The sequence below is a fragment of the Nostoc sp. genome, from assembly GCF_036917655.1.
Lineage (GTDB): Bacteria > Cyanobacteriota > Cyanobacteriia > Cyanobacteriales > Nostocaceae > Nostoc.
In genome coordinates, this window is sequence record NZ_JBALCY010000070.1 from 48,717 (window position 1) to 68,207 (window position 19,491).

The following is a 19,491-nucleotide window of genomic DNA, read 5'->3' on the forward strand; positions in this document are numbered from 1 at the left end:
AATTTTAATACAAAATCGCACGAGAAAAGGGAGCGCAAACAAGCCAGAGACGCCAAGAAATTTTCTCGCCTCTGGTGTGTCTCTACAATTAAAGACTTTACCTACTTAACTTCTGTAATTTTTAGAGTGTAAGGAAGATACTTGCCTTTTTGGTAGGAACCAACCCAAATTTGGTAACTTCCAGCCAGCCATTCACCAACCATACCGGCATTTTTGCCATCAAAATCGTCATTGCACCAAGTACCACCGGGTCCCTTGATAATCATGATGGTGTCTTCAGGACTTTGCACTTGCAACTTCAGGTAGTCAAATTTACTTGTTAGCGCTAATGTGTGGTCTGGTGTTTCATCAACAAATCCAGTACAAGGGCCAGTGGCTGTTTCGCTTCTCCCAGCTACTTGACTCCCAGATATTGAACCACCACTCATCCCGCGAACTGTCAGGGGGTCTGGCGAAAACTGGGGGTCAATGGTGACATCTCCAAATATTGTTGGCGCTTCCTGAGCATCAGTGACAGCATTAACTGTTGATGTGATGAAGACCGTAAGTATCATGAACGATAATCTCATCCCTCTATTGAGCGCTTTTGTCGGCATTGTAATTACGTTCGCTTCTAAGTGTTTTTGAAGACATGAATTTTACACACCAAGTTCCCAACGTGAGGAGAATTGACTACCTATTTTAGATTTGAAATTGGGGATAATTCATTAGCAATTAGCTTGAACAGTAAGAAGCCTCTCACCGTTGCCGTTGGGAGGTGATGAGATGAATTACGAGTGAGTCGAGTTGCGTAGTTTGATTGTATTTGAGCGGAGTGAAAACAAAGAAGACTTGATTCGTCGAGACGAACAAATATTTGATTTATGCTATAATCTTCTTGGTTCACTTCACCCCTATTGGTGTCTGATAAGCCTCTGTCCAGTAGCATTACGATTATTGGTAAGCGACTCCGTTGCACAGCATAGAAGTAAGCAGGCACATCTTGATTAATACAAGTTACCAATTGGTTTGTCCTATAGCGCGAATAAGCCAGCATCTCATCCGGGACAGTGAAATTTGTAGGGTACAAGGTAAGAAATTTACAGTCTGCGGTAGGGCATTCCGTGGACTTAAAACAGAGCTACTCGCCTCCGAAGCAATAGCTGGATTGGTTGAGAAGCCCACACTGTATGCAAGCATCAGTGTGGGAGTATGTCACTCAATGATTTCTTGTTCCTATACTTGCTCTACCTTATGGATAGGGGCGCACGTTTGTGCGCCCCTAAAATCTAAAATATTTCTAAAATCTGGAAGTAATCACTAATTACCTTCCGTTAATGCCCGACTTAAGCGCGACTTATCTAAACCAATCTGATTCAGTAGTAACCAAGATTGAATTAGGTCGGGACCATGAACATCTCCAGTTAAGGCTGCTCTGAGCGATCGCATTACCAAGCCTTTTTTGACTTTTTGCTCTTTCACCACTTGTTTAATAATCTCCTGGGCGGCGGCTTCGGAAAGTTGCGGCTGATTTTCTAAAGCTGTGACAATCGCCTCAAGGACAGCAGTAGAACCTTCTTGCTTAAGTTGCGTACTGCCTTCGTCGCTAAATTCAACTGTGTCGCTAAAAAACAGTTGGCTTTGAGCTACTGCATCTACTAAACGAGTCAAACTCTGACTAATTAAAGTTACTAGCTGTTCTAACCAGGGGCGATCTCTGACGAGAAGCCGCTCCGCGTCTACGCGTCCAGCATCAAATTTATACCCAGCCGCTTGCCAATAGGGTATGAGTAAATCTGTGAGTTTATCTACTGGCGTCTTGTGGACATACTGACTGTTCAACCAGTCCAGCTTGTCCCAGTCAAACTTTGCACCCGCTTTATTTACACGCTCAAAGCCAAATTCCTTAGCTGCTACTTCTAAGGTAAATATTTCTTGCGTCGAGTCTGGTGGCGACCAACCCAGCAATGTCATGTAATTCACCAAACCTTCAGCAATAAAGCCCATTTGCTGAAACTCAGAAATGGAAGTAACTCCATCCCGCTTAGAAAGCTTGCGCCCTTCCATGTTCAAAATCAGCGGCGTGTGGGAAAACTCTGGGATTTTTGCACCCATTGCTTCATACAGCAGAATTTGCTTGGCGGTGTTGGCGATGTGGTCTTCTCCCCGGATGACATGGGTGATTTGCATATCGATGTCATCCACCACAACTACAAAGTTGTATAAAGGTTGACCGCTACCCTCTTCTGAGGCGCGGGCGATGACCATATCACCACCTAAATCGCTACCTCGCCAAGACATCTTTCCCCTTACTAGGTCATTCCAGACAATTTCCCGCCCATCTTCGATTTTGAAGCGAATCACAGAGGAGCGACCTTCTGCTTCAAATGCGGCGCGTTGTTCTGGCGTGAGGTTGCGGTGACGGTTGTCATAGCGAGGAGCTTCGCCTCTAGCTTTTTGGGCTTCTCTTAGCGCCTCTAGTTCTTCGGAAGTGGTGTAGCAGCGATAGGCTAATCCTTGATCTAGCAGTTTTTGTACTGCTTCTTTATAAAGATCCAGGCGTTGGGATTGGAAAAATGGCCCTTCATCCCAGTTAAGTCCCAGCCAGCGCAGTCCTTCAAGAATATTATCGGTATATTCGGGACGCGATCGCTCTAGGTCTGTGTCTTCGATTCGCAGGATGAACTTCCCGCCGTGGTGACGGGCAAATAACCAGTTAAATACAGCCGTTCTAGCTGTACCAATATGTAAATTTCCGGTTGGACTCGGCGCAATTCGGACTCTGACAGTCACAGTTGATTCTCTCTTTCGCAAAGCTTGATAAATGTAGCTTATATTTAAACCCTGAATCCTGAGTCAAGTAAATGCAGATCCAGAAGCCGCCAAATAAGCAATGCCCAATTCCTATATTAATCAGGACTCAGCACTTACTACTCATAAATTTAGAACGGGACTGACGGGGCTCGAACCCGCAACTTCCGCCGTGACAGGGCGGTGCTCTAACCAATTGAACTACAGTCCCTTGTTTGGCAACTTTGCTATTATCACTATTTTTTTTATCTTTGTCAAGTCTTTTGGAGTTGGGAATTAGGAATTATTTTTGTCCCGTCTCTCCAAGGTGCAAATTTTTCGTTAGATAGACCTTGATAATACAACTTGTGGCTCTGATTCCAGATGCTGCAATATCCGGGATTGCACTTGTTTATACCGCTGCTTTAATAGCTGTTTGCTCAACTGGGGTTGAGAAGCGGGTGGTAGACTCTGACTCTGTTCCACCCAAGTTTTCAACATTTGCCGCTGAGTTGGCTCAATGCGACTGCTAAGAACGTTGGTGCAGGAATGTGGTGCTTCTAGGGTAAAGAAAATCAAAGGGTAGCGTTCATTTTCAGCCAGGAAACTTACCAACCTACAATTTTGGGGATTTTGCATATCTAGGTAGCAGGGTAGCCACTTAGGAGCTAATTGCCGATTGTAGAGTACAGTCACCCACAACAGCATTGGGTGAGGGGATGTCATGAAGATAAACTGGTTGTAACGAGCAGAAAGGGCATAATTTTTGATTTCTTGTTTAGGCAACATTAACCATAGTGCTGTCATAGCTCCTTGTGCAGTGTCTAAAAGCTGAGGAAAAACAATTTCTTGAATTGGTTTATTTTGAGGCCACAAAAGTTGCCGACAGCTTTGTTCTATTGTGATTGATAATCCAGAATCTAAGGGACGGCTAAGAATGGAACTAGAGGGTAAACTTGTAGGATAAGTGGGATAATTTGACGATTCTAAACTATTTAATACTTGCAAAATCTGAGCGATATTTTGTGGGCGATCGCTTGCTTTTTTAGCAAGACAAGCCATGATTAAATTATTTAGCTTCTGAGGGATTTTAAGAGTGGGTTTAACATCTGCGATCGCTTTTGGTTGTTCAAAGTGATGTGCTTTATACCAAGCACCAAAGTAATCAGTTTCTGGTTGCCAGGGTTTTTTGCCTGTGAGCATTTCAAACATCATCACACCCAGGCTATAAATATCAGAGCGACTATCTAATTTTTCCCCATCTAGCTGTTCTGGAGAACAGTAGGGTAAAGTGCCATTAAATCCTCTGCTTGTACTAGCTGTTGATGTATAATTCAAAAATCTAGCAATCCCAAAATCGAGAATTTTAACTAACTGACCCAATATCGGATCGGGAATAACTAATATATTGGCAGGCTTGATATCTCTATGAACTAACGGACAAATTTTGCCGTCAATATTAATGCCTTGATGGGCGCACTGTAAGCCCAAACAAATTTGGCGGGAGAGAGTCAAAAACATAGACAGGGGTAACGGAATTAAATCCTTTAAACTCTTGCCGCATAGATATTCCATAACGTAGTATGGTTTTCCTTTCTCATTTACACCATAATCATACGCCCGTACTATATGTAAGCTTTTTTGACTCAAAGCTGCACTCATTAAAGCTTCACGAGCAAAGTCTTGTTGCATCTTGGTATCGACAACAGTTTGAGTCAAAAACTTGATAGCAACTGGTATGCCTCCTAACAAAATATCATTTGCTAAAAAAACTTCACCCATGCCACCGCTACCAATTAATTGCTTGAGTTGATAACGATTGGCAAGCAAGCCCGTACTACTGGGAGATGTAAATGGGCTTTGATTCACTTTGATCACCTTTGCTGCTGAGTCCATTTAAAGTTAACAATACACACATAAGAATCTCATTAGGTAATGGTGGCAAGCATTTTGATTTTGATAGCAGACTTTCAATGACGTGATAAAAGTTTTAAAAAAATCTCCAAAAATTTAGCCATCCAATTTTTTAAACCTTCTTTTTCAGGTTTTTGATCTCCGGCTAACTTTCGTAAGATATCTAATTTCAGTTTTTCGTACTCTGTTTTTAGAATATTTTTGGCTTGATTCGACAAAACTATTTCATTTGATTGTTGACTAATATCTAACCAATCTACAAGTTGCTGGCGCTGATTAGCCGTGAGGCTTAAAGTCGTTACATGAGAGCAATGGTTTGGATCTTCTAAGGAAAAAAATAGTAGATGATAGTAGCCTACTTCTGCTAAACTACGCGCTATCTTCTGCCCTTTCTTATCTTTTAAATCCAAAAAATAAGGTAGCCACTTAGTCATAGAAGGTTGGGCATCGTATAGTACTGTAACCCATAATAGCATCGGGTATACATTCATTTTACTAATAAATTCAGTGCCATGTATTTTATCCAAAAACTTTGTAATCTCTTGCTTGGGTAACATTGCCCAAAAAGTTGGTATAGGTCTTTGGGGAGTATGTAGTAAATGGGGAAATCCAATTGGCGCAATTGGTTTATTTTTAGGCCAAATTTTCTGTAAACACTCTTTTTCTGATAATAAGGTTGCAGGTACTAATTGGATTGGAAATGAAAGTTTAACAATATCACTGCTAGTTTGATGAGGAACATCATTAAGCTGAATATTAACCTTTTCTAAATTTTCTAATATTTGGTTGATATTTTGAGGGCGATCGCTTACTTCTTTAGCCAAACAACTCATCACTATTTTTTCTAACACCTGTGGGATTTTGACTTGCGGGTTCACTTCCTCAAGCGTAGGTGGAATTTGAAAGCGATGTGCTTGATACCAAGTACCAAAGGAGTTACTTTTTGTCTGAAATGGATGCTTTCCTGTCAACATCTCAAACATTAGTACTCCCAAACTGTAAATGTCAGAGCGGACATCTAGCAATTTGCGCCCTTCCATATGTTCTGGAGAACAGTAAGGTAAACTACCAATAAAAGAATCTGTCAGCGTCATTCCGCTTCGCTCTGTTAGAAATTTGGCAATACCAAAATCGAGTATTTTGACAATTTCTCCTTGTTTACTATCTTCACTAAGAAATATATTTTCTGGTTTAATATCCCTGTGAACAATGGGATAAATTTCTCCTTTGAGACTGATACCTTGGTGGGCACATTGTAAGCCTAAACAAATTTGATTAGAAATCTCCAAAAACTTCGATATTGTTAAGGGCTTAATTTTGAGAATTTGTTTGAGATTTTTTCCTTGGAGGTATTCCATTACATAAAAGGGAGTTTTATCCTCAGTAACGCCATAACTTAAGATGCGAACAATATGTTTACTTTTGCGGCCCAATTGAGCGCCAATAAAAATCTCTCTGGCAAAGCGTTGAGACATTTGCTGATTCGCCAAACTGAGTGATAAAATTTTGACTGCGATCGCCATACCACCTTTAGCAGTATCTTCTGCTAAATAAACTCTACCCATCCCTCCTTTACCAATCAAATCTCTGATTAAATAACGATTATTTAAAAATTGTCCAATGTAATCGTCTAACTCTGCTTTTTGCCCTACCATATTCTCAATTTTATTTTCTAGCATAAAAATCATTCATGAAAAATATTGTTGGCAAAATACTTTAATAAGTCTAACTAATTATTAAGTTTAAATCTCAAAAATCTCATAATGCGTAGAAAATTAGTCATATGCTGTAATCATGGTTAATCTCTCTGCAAAATTTCTTAAACATTGTGTAACATATTTATTAATGAATACGGTTGAGAAATTACACGGAAACTACAAATAGGCTAGATAAATTTGCCTAGTAGATTCCGTGAATACACAGGAATAAGCTTCAAACAAGTAAATAGCAGTAAAGGTGCGATGTCTACGACGGGCTACGCCTACGCGCCTTTACCTCTGTACAGCTAACGGTTGAGATTCGGAATTAAACGGCGTAATAATCTGACTAGTGGCGTTTCAATTTTCATTTTAAAGGCTAGTATCTGGGTACGTTGCAGGGAGTTAAAATTGTTATCACTGATGAGAATTAATGATTGCTGACCATCGGGTAGTTTAGGGCCAAGAGTTAAGCCTTCGATGTTGTCTAGCAGTATATTTAGGGTTCTCAAATCTAACAGCAGTTTTTTCTGCACTGGTTTAATATTCTTGGAGTCAACTGCTAAAAGGCTATCAATTTTATGAATATCATCAGATCCTTCTAAAGAAACCTGAAACAGGAAAATAGCAAATCCTAAACCAGTAAAAGACCGTTCTAAACTTAGGAAGTGTCCTTGATTATCGAGAGCAAGTAAATCAGGTAATCCACTAGCAAATTTGCCAATCAGATTCAAAAATGGTGAAACTGGTTCAGTTTGGTAAAGAAATTCTTTTTCTGGCTGGTTGTTGAGCAAGTTATATTGCAGAATGCGGCAAGGACTACCGATGTAAGGTTTAGCTGCGACACCATCTTGAATTAGAGCATTTTCGGTGGCTGTGAATAGATGCTTTTTATCGGGTGTGATGGTGAGGCTTTCAAAAGCCAAATTGTTGCGAATACCTGTTTTACTACTTTTATCTGGCAAAAATTTCTTTGGGATGGGAAGTGTTGTAATTTCTCTGCCAGAAGATAGTGAAAATTCTTGAATGAAAGGATTAATTAATTTTGCAGCATCGCCTTCAGAAGAAATAAATACAGTTGTTTTATTAGTTAACGCAATACCTTCTGTATCAGTTTCACCAGGGCGAAATGTTTGACCATTTTCATTTAATAATGTGGTAACACTGAGAGGAACAACTCCACCTTTTTGTAGGGAACCTTTGCTCAAGTTGATTTTCAGGGTGTAGAAACGGGCGGCAGCTTTTTGTCCACGGTCATCGGAAATAGCATAATAAAGGTTGTTTTTTGGATCATATGTAATTCCAGATAAGCCTCCAACTTCAGTTTTTTGGATGATTAAGCCTTTCGGTAAAGTGGCTTCTCCGATAAATTCTATGCTACTGACTTCAACAGCATTTGTAGATAAAATTGTGAATAAGAAAATGAGAATTATAATCGCGATCAAGAAGTAAATAATTCGTGGGATTACGAAGATTTTTTTAATTAGCTGCATCGCAAAATTTATCGGTTAAGACCAAAATCGGTTTATGGCAGAAGGCTGGAATTCTTCTTCAATTTAATCGTATTAGAGCTTAACTGAGAAGTATTGCAGTCTTCGGTTTACATAAAATACGGTTACTTGATGTATTTACCGTATAATACTCGTTAACTACGATCGCTTCCTTTGATATGTTGCTTGCACTTGATGGCAACAGCGCAATGTGGAGCAAACGAGTACCAACACTGTGTTATGGATTAAACTCTGGAGAATTCAGATGAGCAACAAGCACATTGAAGTCAAACAAGTAGCTGGTTTTATCGGTGCCGAAATCAGCGGTGTGGATCTTTCGTGTCCTCTGCACGATGATGTAGTCAAAGAAATTCGTCAAGCACTATTGAAGTGGAAAGTCGTGTTCTTTCGCGGTCAAAATATCGACCATGCTGCACAGATAGCGTTCACGGCTCGTTTCGGGGAAGTCACTTACGCGCATCCCCACGAGGATGAGCCGATCGAAGGCTTCTCACAAATCCTACCGATTGACCGCAGCCGCTACGAGCGGCGCAACGGTCTGCGCCGTTCCAGCTACGAGAGCCGCTGGCACACCGATGTGACGGCAGTTGTCAACCCGCCTGCGGCATCGATTTTGCGTGCGGTTAACGTCCCCAGTATTGGTGGTGACACACAGTGGACTAATTTAGTTGCAGCCTACGAAGGTCTGTCAGCACCGCTGCGGGCGTTGGCAGATACATTGAAAGCCGAACATCGCTTCAATGCGCGTTTGCGGCTGCCTAGCAATAGCAAAATCGCCCAGAGGATTGCAGCCAATCCTTTGGTATCTCACCATCCGGTGGTACGTGTTCATCCAGAGACAGGTGAACGTGCATTGTACGTGAACCCTGGCTTCACCTCGCATATTCTTGAGGTGTCACCACAAGAGAGCGAACTGTTGCTTGAGTTGTTCTTCAACCAAATAACTAAGCCTGCTTACACCACCCGCTTTCGCTGGAACAATGGTGATATCGCGTTCTGGGACAACCGCGCCACCGCACATTTAGCTCCTCAGGATCTAGATCATCTGGAAGTTGAGCGCGTACTTTATCGCACCACCATCACAGGCGATGTTCCAGTTGGAGTTGATGGTTTCCGATCGCAAGTGGTTGAAGGTGAGGCGTTCAGCAGCGAATTACCAACCGTTTTGAAGAATAAAACCGAGAAGTTGGAAGCACAACCAGTGCTGTCCTAAACTACAGACTAGGCAATAGGGAAAGATTAATTGCTTCTTGCCTATTGCCTTTATATACAAAATTACTTAAGCAAGTCGCAAACCATATTCATCCTGAAAAAAATTAACCAGCCAATCTTTCACTCTGCGGGTAGCGCGGCAATCATCTTCGTTGTAGCTTTGGATAATTTCTAGTAAGGTGCGATCGCCTGTTTCTAGCCACTGATCATACCAATAAATACATTTGGCACCACTAGCTTCTTTTTCCCGCCACTCAAATCCTAACCAACGAGCGATCGCTTTCAGGGCATAGCTTTCTACAGGCAATGCTACACTTTGGGTTAATTGTTCATATATATCAACAAATCGACTCAGTACAGGACGCACTGAGGCGTAGGGAGTGTTATAAAGCTTTGCCAACCGTTTGACTGTATCAAACTCATAGACACAAAAATGATAAATTGGCGCTTCGGGATATTGCCAAACCAAATCCAAAAATTGCTGCCAAACCAATTCTTCATCTTCTGGTTTATCTGCTAAAAACGAATAAAACTGTTCTGTATTGGCAAGTCTATCAACAACCAACACCCCCAAAAGATAATCTAAATCTAAGTCTGGCTGTGCCTCAATATCAAAGTAAAGCTCTATGGGTGCTGTGAATGTAATATCTTCTATTGGTAGAGGGTAGGGTAAGATTAAGGGTCGTCTTTCCAGTGCAGATTGAGCTTGCACTACTAGCTTGGGCGCTACTTCACTGTCGAAACCAAGCAGGTTTTCTAGGGCGCTGGGACTAGTGTTAGCGAGAGATTCTAGTGTGGTGATGGCTAAGGCTTGCAGTTGAGTGTAGCGAATCGGTGTTACGCCTGGTAACAGTGAGAGGTGTTTTTCAGATTGAGCAACAGCATAACATTGACTATACCAATGGCAAAGAGTGCACTTTTGCCGAGAAATAAACACTTCTGGCGGATTCGGTAACTCTAAAACTTGAATAAACTCCTCCAGAATCTGCTGCATCCGTGGTGTCCATTTGAAAAGATCCACCCCATAAGTTCTGTTATTGGTTCGCCGCAATAAAAGCCAAGCTATTTCTGGTATAACTCCCTGCACTGTTGCCAACACTTGGGCATGAAATGCGGTGATAACTTGATATTCTTGCTTAGGGCGCTTACCCAGTTCAATACTAGCCGGGACATACATCCAGTCTCCAAAACGGGACTGTCCTGGCTGTTTGACGAGTAGATTTGGACGACTCAGTAGGGTGTATGCTTCAGAATAAGTTGCTAACAGTACTCCTTTATAAATGTAGTCCACCCCACGCTGCATCAATTCCAAAGTTGCCGCCTCTCCCCTTTCCCAGTTTCCGTATGGATAATCTGGTTGGTGATAAGTCAGATGTGCTAGAAAACTCAGCTGATGGGCGATTTTGTCCTGTTGTAGTTTTCGCAGCAACTCATTGGCATCATCGCGCTGACTTTTGTCACCGTGGATATCTAGAAAAGGCCGGCGTTTACAGCGTTGGTATTGCAGTAGGAGTTCAGCATTAATTAGCATCCTTTTAAGTTAACAAGAATTAGCACACTCTGGGAGTAACTCAGACAACTAAAGTTTTGAAGTGGCGATACCTTCTCTGCGAGACGCTACGCGAACGGTGGGCTACGCCAACGCCTCTACACCTAATTTGCCGTTTCTTCTATACTGTCAACAGCTAGCTTGTGACGTAAACAGATAGGCGTTTGCATTTTCTTAAGTGACAGACGAGGGAGAATAACAAAATCACGTTTTATATCATGTCCACTTGATTGCTTATTAAACTCGAAGAACCCCACCCCGCCAAAGCTACGCTTTGTCTCCCCTCGCCGCAAGCAAGGAGGGGATTAAGAGGTGGGGTGTAATGACTATGGTTAGCATAACTAATTATACGGACATGATATTATCCATAATTACAAGGGTACATGACAGAACAACATGAGCCATGCCTCATCTGTGAGCGGGTCACACTCTCCAGAAACGGTCAAAATCCTTACTTCATCCACGAATTCGAGCATTCAATCTTTGTGATTGGCGATCATCAGTTTCATCGTGGATACTCCCTTATTCTTCTGAAAAAACATATTAGAGAGTTGCATGAACTTCCTCCACCTATCCAGTCTGCCTTATTTCAAGAGGTGATGCTGGCAGGACAAGCGATTGTTAACGCTTTTAGTCCGTGGAAAATGAATTATGCATGTTATGGCAATAGTGAGCCACATATTCATTGGCATCTCTTCCCACGCTACGAGTCTGATCCTGATCGCCAAGGTATCCCGTGGCTTCATAGCATCAGAATTCAAACACCATTTGATTACTCCTCAAACAGCGCAGAATCTAGGACAAAAAGTCAGACAGCATTTATCGTTACTGATTAGGAGATAAGATTTGGCAGCGATCGCTTAAATTAATCTCATCCTATTTTTAGCGTTGCTACGAGGACAAAGTACAAATACCTCTTATATCAATAGCCTATAAAAGCAGATATCCCTTGTAAATTATGACTAGTATTTCTGTCGCACAAACCAAGTTGCATAGCCATCGAGAGCAATTTCCCGCTTTAGCGAATAAGACTTATTTCAATTATGGGGGACAAGGGCCGATGCCCCAAAGGGCAATGGATGCTATGACCCAAACTCAAGCTCATGTTCAGCACATAGGCCCCTTTGGCAATGAGGCGTATCGCTGGATAGCGCCCCAGACTCAAGCTGCAAGAGAAGCGATCGCTTCGGAGTTACATGCACCAAGCGAAACAATTACCCTCAGCCAGAATGTCACTGTTGGCTGTAATATCGCCATGTGGGGCATTGAATGGCGGGCTGGCGACCATATGCTGCTCTCAGACTGCGAACATCCAGGCGTGATTGCCATAGCGCAGGAAATCGCGCGGAGATTCGCAGTGGAAGTTACTACCTGTCCCCTAAAGGCGACTTTAAATGAGGGCGACCCCGTAAAAGTTATTATCCAGCACTTACGTCCTAATACCCGTCTTGTAATATTAAGTCATGTTTTCTGGAATACTGGTCAAGTTTTACCTCTTGATAAAATTGCCGAAGTATGCAGAAATAATCATTCTTTTTTACTGATAGATGCTGCCCAATCTGCTGGTTTGTTGCCTTTAAACTTGACTGAATTGGGAGTAGATTTTTATGCTTTTACTGGTCACAAATGGTTATGTGGCCCTGCGGGTGCTGGTGGTTTGTATGTTCGACCAGAAGCACGAGAAAGCCTGAAACCTACATTTATTGGCTTAAGTGGCATTGTTGTGGATAGTCAATCTCAGCCTGTGGATTGGCTTCCAGATGGGCGACGATACGAAGTGTCTACATTAGCTTATCCGTTGTATGTTGGGTTACGGGAGGCGATCGCAATCCATCAGCAATGGGGAACCTCACAGGAACGTTATGAGCAAATTTGTCAAAATAGTGACTATCTTTGGCGACAATTGACGGCGTTACCCGATGTTAAATGTTTGCGAACTTCTCCACCTGAAAGCGGTATAATCTCGTTCCAACTTACAAATAATCAGCTTGGGGCTGATTTCAAGTTGGTGCAATTTTTAGACTCACAAAGGATATTAACTCGGACAATTGCCGATCCTAGTTGTATACGCGCCACCGTCCATTACCTCACTTTAGAATCGGAAATTGACCAATTAGTTGAGGCGATTCAAAGTTTTTGCAAAATTAATTAAAAATTAGGAGTTAGAAGTTATGGCAGAATTCAGAAGTCAAAAGTCAGAAGTAAAACACGCTTGATACGTGGCTTTGAGACTTAGCTTGTGTATTTCACTAACTTGAAATCTGCTGTATAAGTCTGGAAATTATGATTTTAACTTCTACCTCTTAACTACTAACTCCTAATTCCTAACTCTTAACTCTTAACTCCTACCTCCTAACTATAAATGGAACGTCCAATTTTATACATAGCCATAACTAACCACGGTTTTGGTCATGCTACCCGCACGGCTTCTGTAGCTGCAACAATTCAAAAATTATGTCCAGAAGTTCTGCTAATTCTGGTGAGTACTGCCCCACGCTGGTTGCTAGAGTGCTATATAGAAGGCGATTTTATCTATCGTCCTCGTGCATTTGATTTGGGTGTGGTGCAAACCGATAGTTTGAAAATGGATAAAGTAGCGACTTTAGAAAAGTTGCTGGATATTAAGAAGCATCAAAATTCGCTGATGGCCTCAGAAGTGAATTTTATTCGCCAAAATCGCGTTAATCTCATTTTGGCAGATATTCCCTTCCTCGCTCCTGGGTTTGCCAAAGCTGCAAATATTCCTTGCTGGATGATGAGTAACTTTGGCTGGGACTTTATCTACCGTGATTGGGGAGGTGAATTTACCGCAATTGCTGATTGGATTAGTGATTGCTACTCAAAATGCGATCGCCTGTTTCGTCTCCCTTTCCATGAACCGATGCAAGCCTTTAACAATATCACAGATGTCGGCTTAACAGGCGGTTCTCCCCGTTACTCTGCTAATGATTTACGTTCTCTTTGGGGAATAACTACACCAGTTGAAAAAACTATTTTGTTGACCTTTGGCGGCTTGGGTTTACAGCAAATACCATATCATAACCTGCGGCGATTTCCAGATTGGCAATTTATCGTCTTTGATCAATTTGCCCCTGATTTACCTAATTTAGTGAAAATTGATGACCGCAAATACCGCCCTGTAGATTTTATGCCTATTTGTGGGCGAGTCGTTTCTAAACCTGGCTATAGTACTTTTGCTGAAGCCACAATACTAGGAGTACCTATCGTTACCATGCCGCGTGATGATTTTGCCGAAGCAACTTTTATACTAGAAGGCATAACTAATTATAACCAGCATCAAATCATCACCTTATTTGAGTTTTTTCAAGGAACTTGGGATTTTCTCCATGAGTTACCTCAACCACCAAAGCAATCTCAACCAATTGCTAAGGATGGTAATGAAGCGATCGCTCATGCTATTGTCAACTATTTTCGCAGTAATTAAACTTTACTTAACTGATAGCGTCTCATAGGTTGGCGTTGCTGAATCAAAATATGAATCATGCGACGCCGAATAGCCCCTCGTAGACATTGCTTTAAGCTTGCGGGCGCATCGTCACCGTACTTAAGATAATGTATTACTAATCGATTGAATACTTAAGTATTTATTCTGAGTTTGAGTCACAAAAAGTTTTACAATGTCACAGAGCCAGATCATGTCTTAAACGACTGTTATTACGAATGTGAGTTGATGCACACCTTGGACATTTCATTGCGATGTCTACGACAGGCTATTCGGCGTCGCTCTAATTCATATTTCTATTCTGCAACGCCAAATTTTGAATTGCTGATAATAAATATGTTCTCCAAACTGGATCGCACAGAGCGTGATCCTCTTACCGAATCACTTGGCGATGCCTGCGGCGGGCTATGACGCTCGACGACTCGCTAACGCTGCGCTATCGGCGTCGCAAATCACCTTTACAAAGCCGATATAATTAACCTTACCAGGGGAGGGAGCAATAGCGTACCAGCTACCAGCACCGCTACCAAAGCAGAGACAAGGACTGCACCAGCCGCACAATCTTTAGCAATTTTTGCCAAATCATGGTATGTCTGCTTAACGGTTAAGTCCACAAGGGACTCGATAGCTGTATTCAGTAACTCTAATGCTAAAACTAAACCACTAGTTACACCAATTACCGCTATTTCTACCGCTTGCAGATGCAAAAAAACGCTTAAAGCGATCGCCATTGCACAAACACTTACGTGGATGCGAAAATTCCGTTGAGTTTGAAAACTATAGCTGATTCCAGCCCAGGCATATTTAAAACTAACAAATAAATTAGAGGCTACTTTCCAGGAGAATTCCCGTTCGTTAGACACCAGTGTTTGTAACGAGGTGGGCGTTGGTGATGGAGAAATTTTTTGGGACATAGACTTAAAAACACAAGAACAGAGTTGCTACAGTGGGAATATTCGCCGATCTTAATGGCGGAATTAACTTTGAGGCAATCTTTAAGCAATTTTCCACAGAAGTATTATAAAAGTATTACCCAAAATTAACACTAAGGAATACACGAACTACTATTATTCCATGTCAATAGCAATACCTATTGCGTTAAGCAATCTTACTTGCTGTTCTAACATTCGCCCCAAACTTTCTTCATCAGGATGATCCCAGCCCAACAGGTGCAATAAACCGTGAGCAGCTAACCAGGCTAGCTCAGTTGATAAGCTATGTTCCTGCTGTTGAGCTTGACGTTGTGCTGTATCTACAGACACAATAATATCACCTAAATATAATGGTACAGAAGCAAGCATTTCTTCGCTTTGAGGAAAATCCACCTCCAAAGCAGCAAAGGCTAAAACGTCTGTGGGTTTATTTTGTTGACGATACTGAGCATTCAGTTCTTGAATTTGCAAGTCATCTGTCAAACGCAGCCCGATTTCATAACTTGGCGCTGGCGGAATATGAGGGTGAAGTATTTCTAACCAGCGATTAAACCAGTTTTCCCAAGTTTCAGCAGGAATTCGGGGATCAGTGTCCTCAATTTTTACAGATGTTGTCGGGGACAAATCGTAAAAAGAATCCTCCACATATAGTTCAACGCTCAGGGGCACACAGTCTCCTAGTCTGAGGTTACGGTTTGTCGTTAGTGAGTTAGGTAAGCAAGACCAACAAGGAGAGCTAAAAGCCCTACGGCAGTCAACGCAAAATGCTTTAGGGAAGTTCCACCCTTCCGCACCATGTTTCGCATGGCGAGTTTTACGTAGCTAGGTTGAGGTTCTGTTGAAGGAGAGTTGCTCATAGTTATTTGTCTACAGACTCATTTATAACTGTAACAGTTGGTCTGGGATAGAATTGCGATCGCCTGTATATTGCTAAGAGATTTCTCTGAGAATGCCCTAATAAGAGAGAATGCTATGCGATGTCTACGACGGGCTATGACGCTCGACGACTCGCTAACGCTGCGCTATCGGCGTCGCGCTAATCTCAAATACGAAAAAATAAATCATAGGTACTAAATAATAATCAAAAAATTACCTAGTACCTATTGCTAATCCTCAATTATGCCGGAGTGCTTTCTACCAGTTTATTTTCTTGGCGCAGATAAGCTTGGATGAATGTATCAAGTTCGCCATTCATCACATCGCCAATCGCCGTAGTTTCCGTATTTGTACGCAAATCTTTCACCATCTGGTAAGGGTGAAACACATAGTTACGGATTTGGTTTCCCCATGAGGCTTCCACCATATCCCCACGAATTTCGGCAATTTCTTGGGCGCGTTGCTCCTTAGCTATGACCAACAGCTTTGCTTTAAGGCGATTTAAGGCTTTTTCTTTATTTTGCAGCTGCGATCGCTCTTCTGTACAGCGCACGGCAAGACCTGTGGGAAGGTGAACAACCCTTACCGCAGTTTCTACTTTGTTGACGTTCTGCCCACCTTTACCACCAGAGCGAGTTGTAGTGATTTCCAAATCCTTATCTGGAATGTCCAACTGCACGGAGTTATCTATCTGTGGCATGACTTCCACCCCAGCAAAACTGGTTTGTCGCTTGCCGTTGGCATTAAAAGGTGAAATCCGCACTAAGCGGTGTGTACCCATTTCTGAACGCAAGTAACCATAGGCATAGCGACCAGTAATTTCTAGGGTTGCCGATTTAATTCCGGCTTCATCACCCTCCGACTCTTCAGCTAAAGTTACCTTATAGCCGTGAGCTTCGCCCCAACGGGTGTACATCCGCATTAGCATAAATGCCCAGTCTTGAGCATCTGTGCCACCAGCACCAGCACTAATCGTCAGTACAGCACCTTCGGCATCATAGGGGCCAGAAAGTAACTGTTGTAACTCCCACTGGTCAAGGTCACGATTTAGCTTGGTGATGGTAGATTCCGCTTCTTGGAGTAGTGCCTCATCGGTTTCTAACTCCAATAACTCAACAACTGCCCTCGTATCTTCCAGATTAGCGTGCCACTGATCGTATTGCTGGAGGTGGGCTTTCAGGTCGTTGAGTTCTTGTAGAGTTTGTTGGGCTTGGGTTTGGTCATTCCAAAATTCTGGCTGCGCTGATATTTTTTCGAGGTCTTGAATTTTGGCTGTCAGTGCAGGTACGTCAAAGATAGTCCTGGGTTTTACCCAGGCGGCCAGACAACATTTCGATTTCGCGTTTGAGTTCTAAAACTTCCATAGGACTTGCTGAATGATAGATAGAGCGCTTTGCATTGGGAAATTGCTCTTTATTCTACTTACGTTTATCAATTTTAGCTGTAGTTGGGCAATTTCACTCCGCACTACTTATATTAAGTTACAAAAATTACTTGAAATTATCAAGTGCTTCTTTGTCCACTGAACGAGTGTGATTTAGCTGTTGCAGATAGGCTTTGATAAACAAATCAATTTTACCGTCTAAGACCTCTGTCGCAGCAGGTGTTTCTATATTGGTACGTAAATCTTTCACCTTGGTGTAAGGATGCAAGATATATTCACGGATGAGCTTGTTGGATAGAGATTTTATCAGTCCAGGCTGAATTTCGTCAACTTGCTGGACATTTTGGGCTAGTGCGTAGGCGTAGCCAGCCGTAGGCATCGCAAACAATTTACTCTTGAGAATAGCTAAGGCTTTCTCTTTATTTTGCATCTGGCTACGCTCTTGGTTACAAGATACACTAATCCCAGTAGGAATGTGAACCATCTTTACCCATGTTTCTGTCCGGTTGACATTCCCCCGATGCCGATAAAAAGTAATTTCCAAATCCTTCTCTGGAATCTCAAAATCAACGGACTCACTCAATATTGGGATAACTTCAACACTAGCTAAACTCGTCCGCAAGCTGTTATTAACACCGAAGGGCGATATTTGCTGTAGTTGATGTGTGCCTGTTTCTGATTTGAGATCGCCGTATGCATAACGTGCTGTAATTTCTAAGGTTGCATAGTTAATTCCGCCCTCATTCCCCTCAGAAATCTCTACTAGATGCAGTTGGTAATTATGGCTTTTTCCCCAACGACAGTACATTTGTAGCAACCTATACGCCCAATATTCAGCATCTACGCCACCAACCCCAGCAGTAATAGTGAGAAATGCTCCTTTTTTGTTGTGGGGGTCAGACAATAACTGTCGTATTTCTGCTGTTTCGAGTTCTTTTTGGAGTACGGTAAGGTTGGTTTGCGCTTCTTGCAACAATTGCTCATCGGCTAACAATTCCAACAATTCCAGTGCAGCCTTAATATCTTCTAGAATCGAACACCAGCGCTGATATTGCTGATGTTTGTAGAATATGAAATATTCAATTTCTTGAAGTGTCTCATAAGCAGGGGTTGGATTCTTCCAAAAATCCGGTTGAGCAATTACTAGATGAAAGTATTGAATTGTTGCAGTCAAATATTGGAGGTCAAAGACAGTCCTCAGCCTTCCCCAAGATATTAGACAACTTTTCTACTTCGATTTTGATATTTGAGAGTTCCAGCATAGTTTTGCTCACTTGAGGCTGATAACTGACATCTACACATTTTACTATTAAAACGATGAAAAAACCGTGATTGCTGAAAATTTAACCACGGTTTTTATTTTATAAAAGTTTACTTTTGTTAATGCCTACAGATAATTAATTGCGGCCATTTATGGAAATTAGCAACCGCAAGATAAAGACGAACAAGTTGATGTAAGTGAGGTACATCGACAAAGCAGCAGGCAAATATTGGTCATCGCTGTAAGTGCGGGGCAAGATATAGAAATCAACAACAGAAACTCCAACAAACAGAAACACCCCTAAGCCGGAAATGGCGATTTCTAACCAATTTGGCGTGTAAACACCAAACATGGCAAATCCGAATTGGGCTAGACACACAACCACCAAGGCAATGACACCGAGATTGATGGTTTTCGTCAAAGCCATGCCGTCTTGTTCAGAAAGATTTGAACCTATTTGACGGGCGAAAATAAAAGTAACGCCACAACCAAGGGCAGCCAACCCAATGCCTTGAATGCCAACACCTTGGGATCTCAAGGCGACAAATATCAAGCCACTGAGGGTATATCCAGACAAGAGGCTGTAGGTTGCCAACAGGGGTAATGCAAGACCCTTGTTACCTTTTTGGGCAACATTTTGAGCAACAAAGAACAAAATTAACTCCAAAATCACCGCACCAATGAAGGTGGGAAAGAATATTCCGGGGTTAGTACGGATAACTCCCAAACCGCCGTAGGTTCCTAATGCCGTTAGCACCAATCCACCACCAACGTAGGGAAGGGCGTTGGCAATCACATTTGGGCCAACGAGGGCGTGAGATTTAGCCTCACGGATAGCTTCACGAAAATTACTGGTATTGCTCATATTGAAAAACTGTTTTTTAGGAAAACGTTCTGCCTATTCCTATTCTTACCAAGATTTT

General features: G+C 42.1%; 16 protein-coding genes and 1 tRNA gene. 4 read left to right on the forward strand and 13 right to left on the reverse strand.

Going from position 1 to position 19,491, the window contains the following annotated elements; genetic code table 11:
- Positions 1–101: 101 nt before the first annotated feature.
- The 6 genes from V7K30_RS24635 to V7K30_RS24660 all read right to left on the reverse strand — a co-directional run bounded on the left by V7K30_RS24635 (position 102) and on the right by V7K30_RS24660 (position 7,873).
- Complete coding sequence (locus V7K30_RS24635) at positions 102–596, reverse strand: hypothetical protein (protein ID WP_335003795.1); 495 nt, start codon at positions 594–596, stop codon at positions 102–104.
- 703 nt (positions 597–1,299) lie between these two features.
- A complete protein-coding gene (gene gltX, locus V7K30_RS24640; RefSeq protein ID WP_335003797.1) occupies positions 1,300–2,772 on the reverse strand; it encodes a glutamate--tRNA ligase in 1,473 nt (490 codons plus the stop codon).
- A 155-nt stretch (positions 2,773–2,927) separates the two neighbouring features.
- Positions 2,928–3,001 (reverse strand) — tRNA-Asp (locus V7K30_RS24645).
- A 110-nt stretch (positions 3,002–3,111) separates the two neighbouring features.
- Positions 3,112–4,638, reverse strand: a complete 1,527-nt coding sequence (locus V7K30_RS24650; protein ID WP_335003799.1) for a serine/threonine protein kinase — start codon at positions 4,636–4,638, stop codon at positions 3,112–3,114.
- A 101-nt stretch (positions 4,639–4,739) separates the two neighbouring features.
- A complete protein-coding gene (locus tag V7K30_RS24655) occupies positions 4,740–6,362 on the reverse strand; it encodes a serine/threonine protein kinase (RefSeq protein ID WP_335003801.1) in 1,623 nt (540 codons plus the stop codon).
- Between the two features lie 326 nt (positions 6,363–6,688).
- Positions 6,689–7,873, reverse strand: coding sequence for an esterase-like activity of phytase family protein (locus V7K30_RS24660; protein WP_335003803.1), 1,185 nt, complete (start codon positions 7,871–7,873; stop codon positions 6,689–6,691).
- Positions 7,874–8,135: 262 nt separating this feature from the next.
- On the opposite strand from V7K30_RS24660, the gene V7K30_RS24665 reads away from it, so the two are divergent.
- Positions 8,136–9,104: a TauD/TfdA dioxygenase family protein gene (locus V7K30_RS24665; protein WP_335003805.1), complete on the forward strand. Its 969-nt coding sequence runs from the start codon at positions 8,136–8,138 to the stop codon at positions 9,102–9,104.
- A gap of 66 nt (positions 9,105–9,170) precedes the next feature.
- Here the strand turns inward: V7K30_RS24665 and V7K30_RS24670 are convergent, their stop codons facing one another.
- Positions 9,171–10,634 (reverse strand): TM0106 family RecB-like putative nuclease, encoded by a 1,464-nt coding sequence (locus tag V7K30_RS24670; protein ID WP_335003807.1) that lies wholly within the window; start codon positions 10,632–10,634, stop codon positions 9,171–9,173.
- Between the two features lie 401 nt (positions 10,635–11,035).
- Between V7K30_RS24670 and V7K30_RS24675 the strand changes: the two genes are divergently transcribed.
- The 3 genes from V7K30_RS24675 to V7K30_RS24685 all read left to right on the forward strand — a co-directional run bounded on the left by V7K30_RS24675 (position 11,036) and on the right by V7K30_RS24685 (position 14,097).
- Positions 11,036–11,488 (forward strand): HIT family protein, encoded by a 453-nt coding sequence (locus V7K30_RS24675; protein ID WP_335003809.1) that lies wholly within the window; start codon positions 11,036–11,038, stop codon positions 11,486–11,488.
- Positions 11,489–11,610: 122 nt separating this feature from the next.
- Positions 11,611–12,804: an aminotransferase class V-fold PLP-dependent enzyme gene (locus tag V7K30_RS24680; RefSeq protein WP_335003811.1), complete on the forward strand. Its 1,194-nt coding sequence runs from the start codon at positions 11,611–11,613 to the stop codon at positions 12,802–12,804.
- Between the two features lie 210 nt (positions 12,805–13,014).
- Positions 13,015–14,097, forward strand: coding sequence for a glycosyl transferase (locus tag V7K30_RS24685; RefSeq protein ID WP_335003813.1), 1,083 nt, complete (start codon positions 13,015–13,017; stop codon positions 14,095–14,097).
- Positions 14,098–14,573: 476 nt separating this feature from the next.
- On the opposite strand, the gene V7K30_RS24690 is transcribed toward V7K30_RS24685, so the two are convergent.
- From V7K30_RS24690 to V7K30_RS24715, 6 genes are all read right to left on the reverse strand, one after another.
- Positions 14,574–15,029, reverse strand: coding sequence for a diacylglycerol kinase family protein (locus V7K30_RS24690; RefSeq protein WP_335003815.1), 456 nt, complete (start codon positions 15,027–15,029; stop codon positions 14,574–14,576).
- A gap of 153 nt (positions 15,030–15,182) precedes the next feature.
- On the reverse strand, positions 15,183–15,710 hold the full coding sequence (gene ybeY, locus V7K30_RS24695) for an rRNA maturation RNase YbeY (RefSeq protein WP_335004099.1): 528 nt from the start codon (positions 15,708–15,710) through the stop codon (positions 15,183–15,185).
- Between the two features lie 38 nt (positions 15,711–15,748).
- Complete coding sequence (locus tag V7K30_RS24700; protein ID WP_104904774.1) at positions 15,749–15,904, reverse strand: DUF3285 domain-containing protein; 156 nt, start codon at positions 15,902–15,904, stop codon at positions 15,749–15,751.
- 260 nt (positions 15,905–16,164) lie between these two features.
- Positions 16,165–17,287, reverse strand: a protein-coding gene (gene prfB / locus V7K30_RS24705) for a peptide chain release factor 2 (protein WP_335003816.1) whose coding sequence is annotated in 2 segments (ribosomal slippage) — positions 16,165–17,214 and positions 17,216–17,287 — 1,122 coding nt in all. Because the reading frame shifts where the segments join, the coding sequence is not laid out codon by codon here.
- A 126-nt stretch (positions 17,288–17,413) separates the two neighbouring features.
- Positions 17,414–18,566 (reverse strand): PCRF domain-containing protein gene (locus V7K30_RS24710; protein ID WP_335004101.1). Its coding sequence is split into 2 segments (ribosomal slippage): positions 17,414–18,493 and positions 18,495–18,566, totalling 1,152 coding nucleotides; the frame shifts between segments, so codons are not numbered across the junction.
- A gap of 138 nt (positions 18,567–18,704) precedes the next feature.
- Positions 18,705–19,433 carry a Bax inhibitor-1/YccA family protein gene (locus V7K30_RS24715; protein ID WP_292772558.1) on the reverse strand — a complete coding sequence of 243 codons (729 nt, stop codon included), beginning with the start codon at positions 19,431–19,433 and terminating at the stop codon, positions 18,705–18,707.
- Between the last annotated feature and the right edge of the window lie 58 nt (positions 19,434–19,491).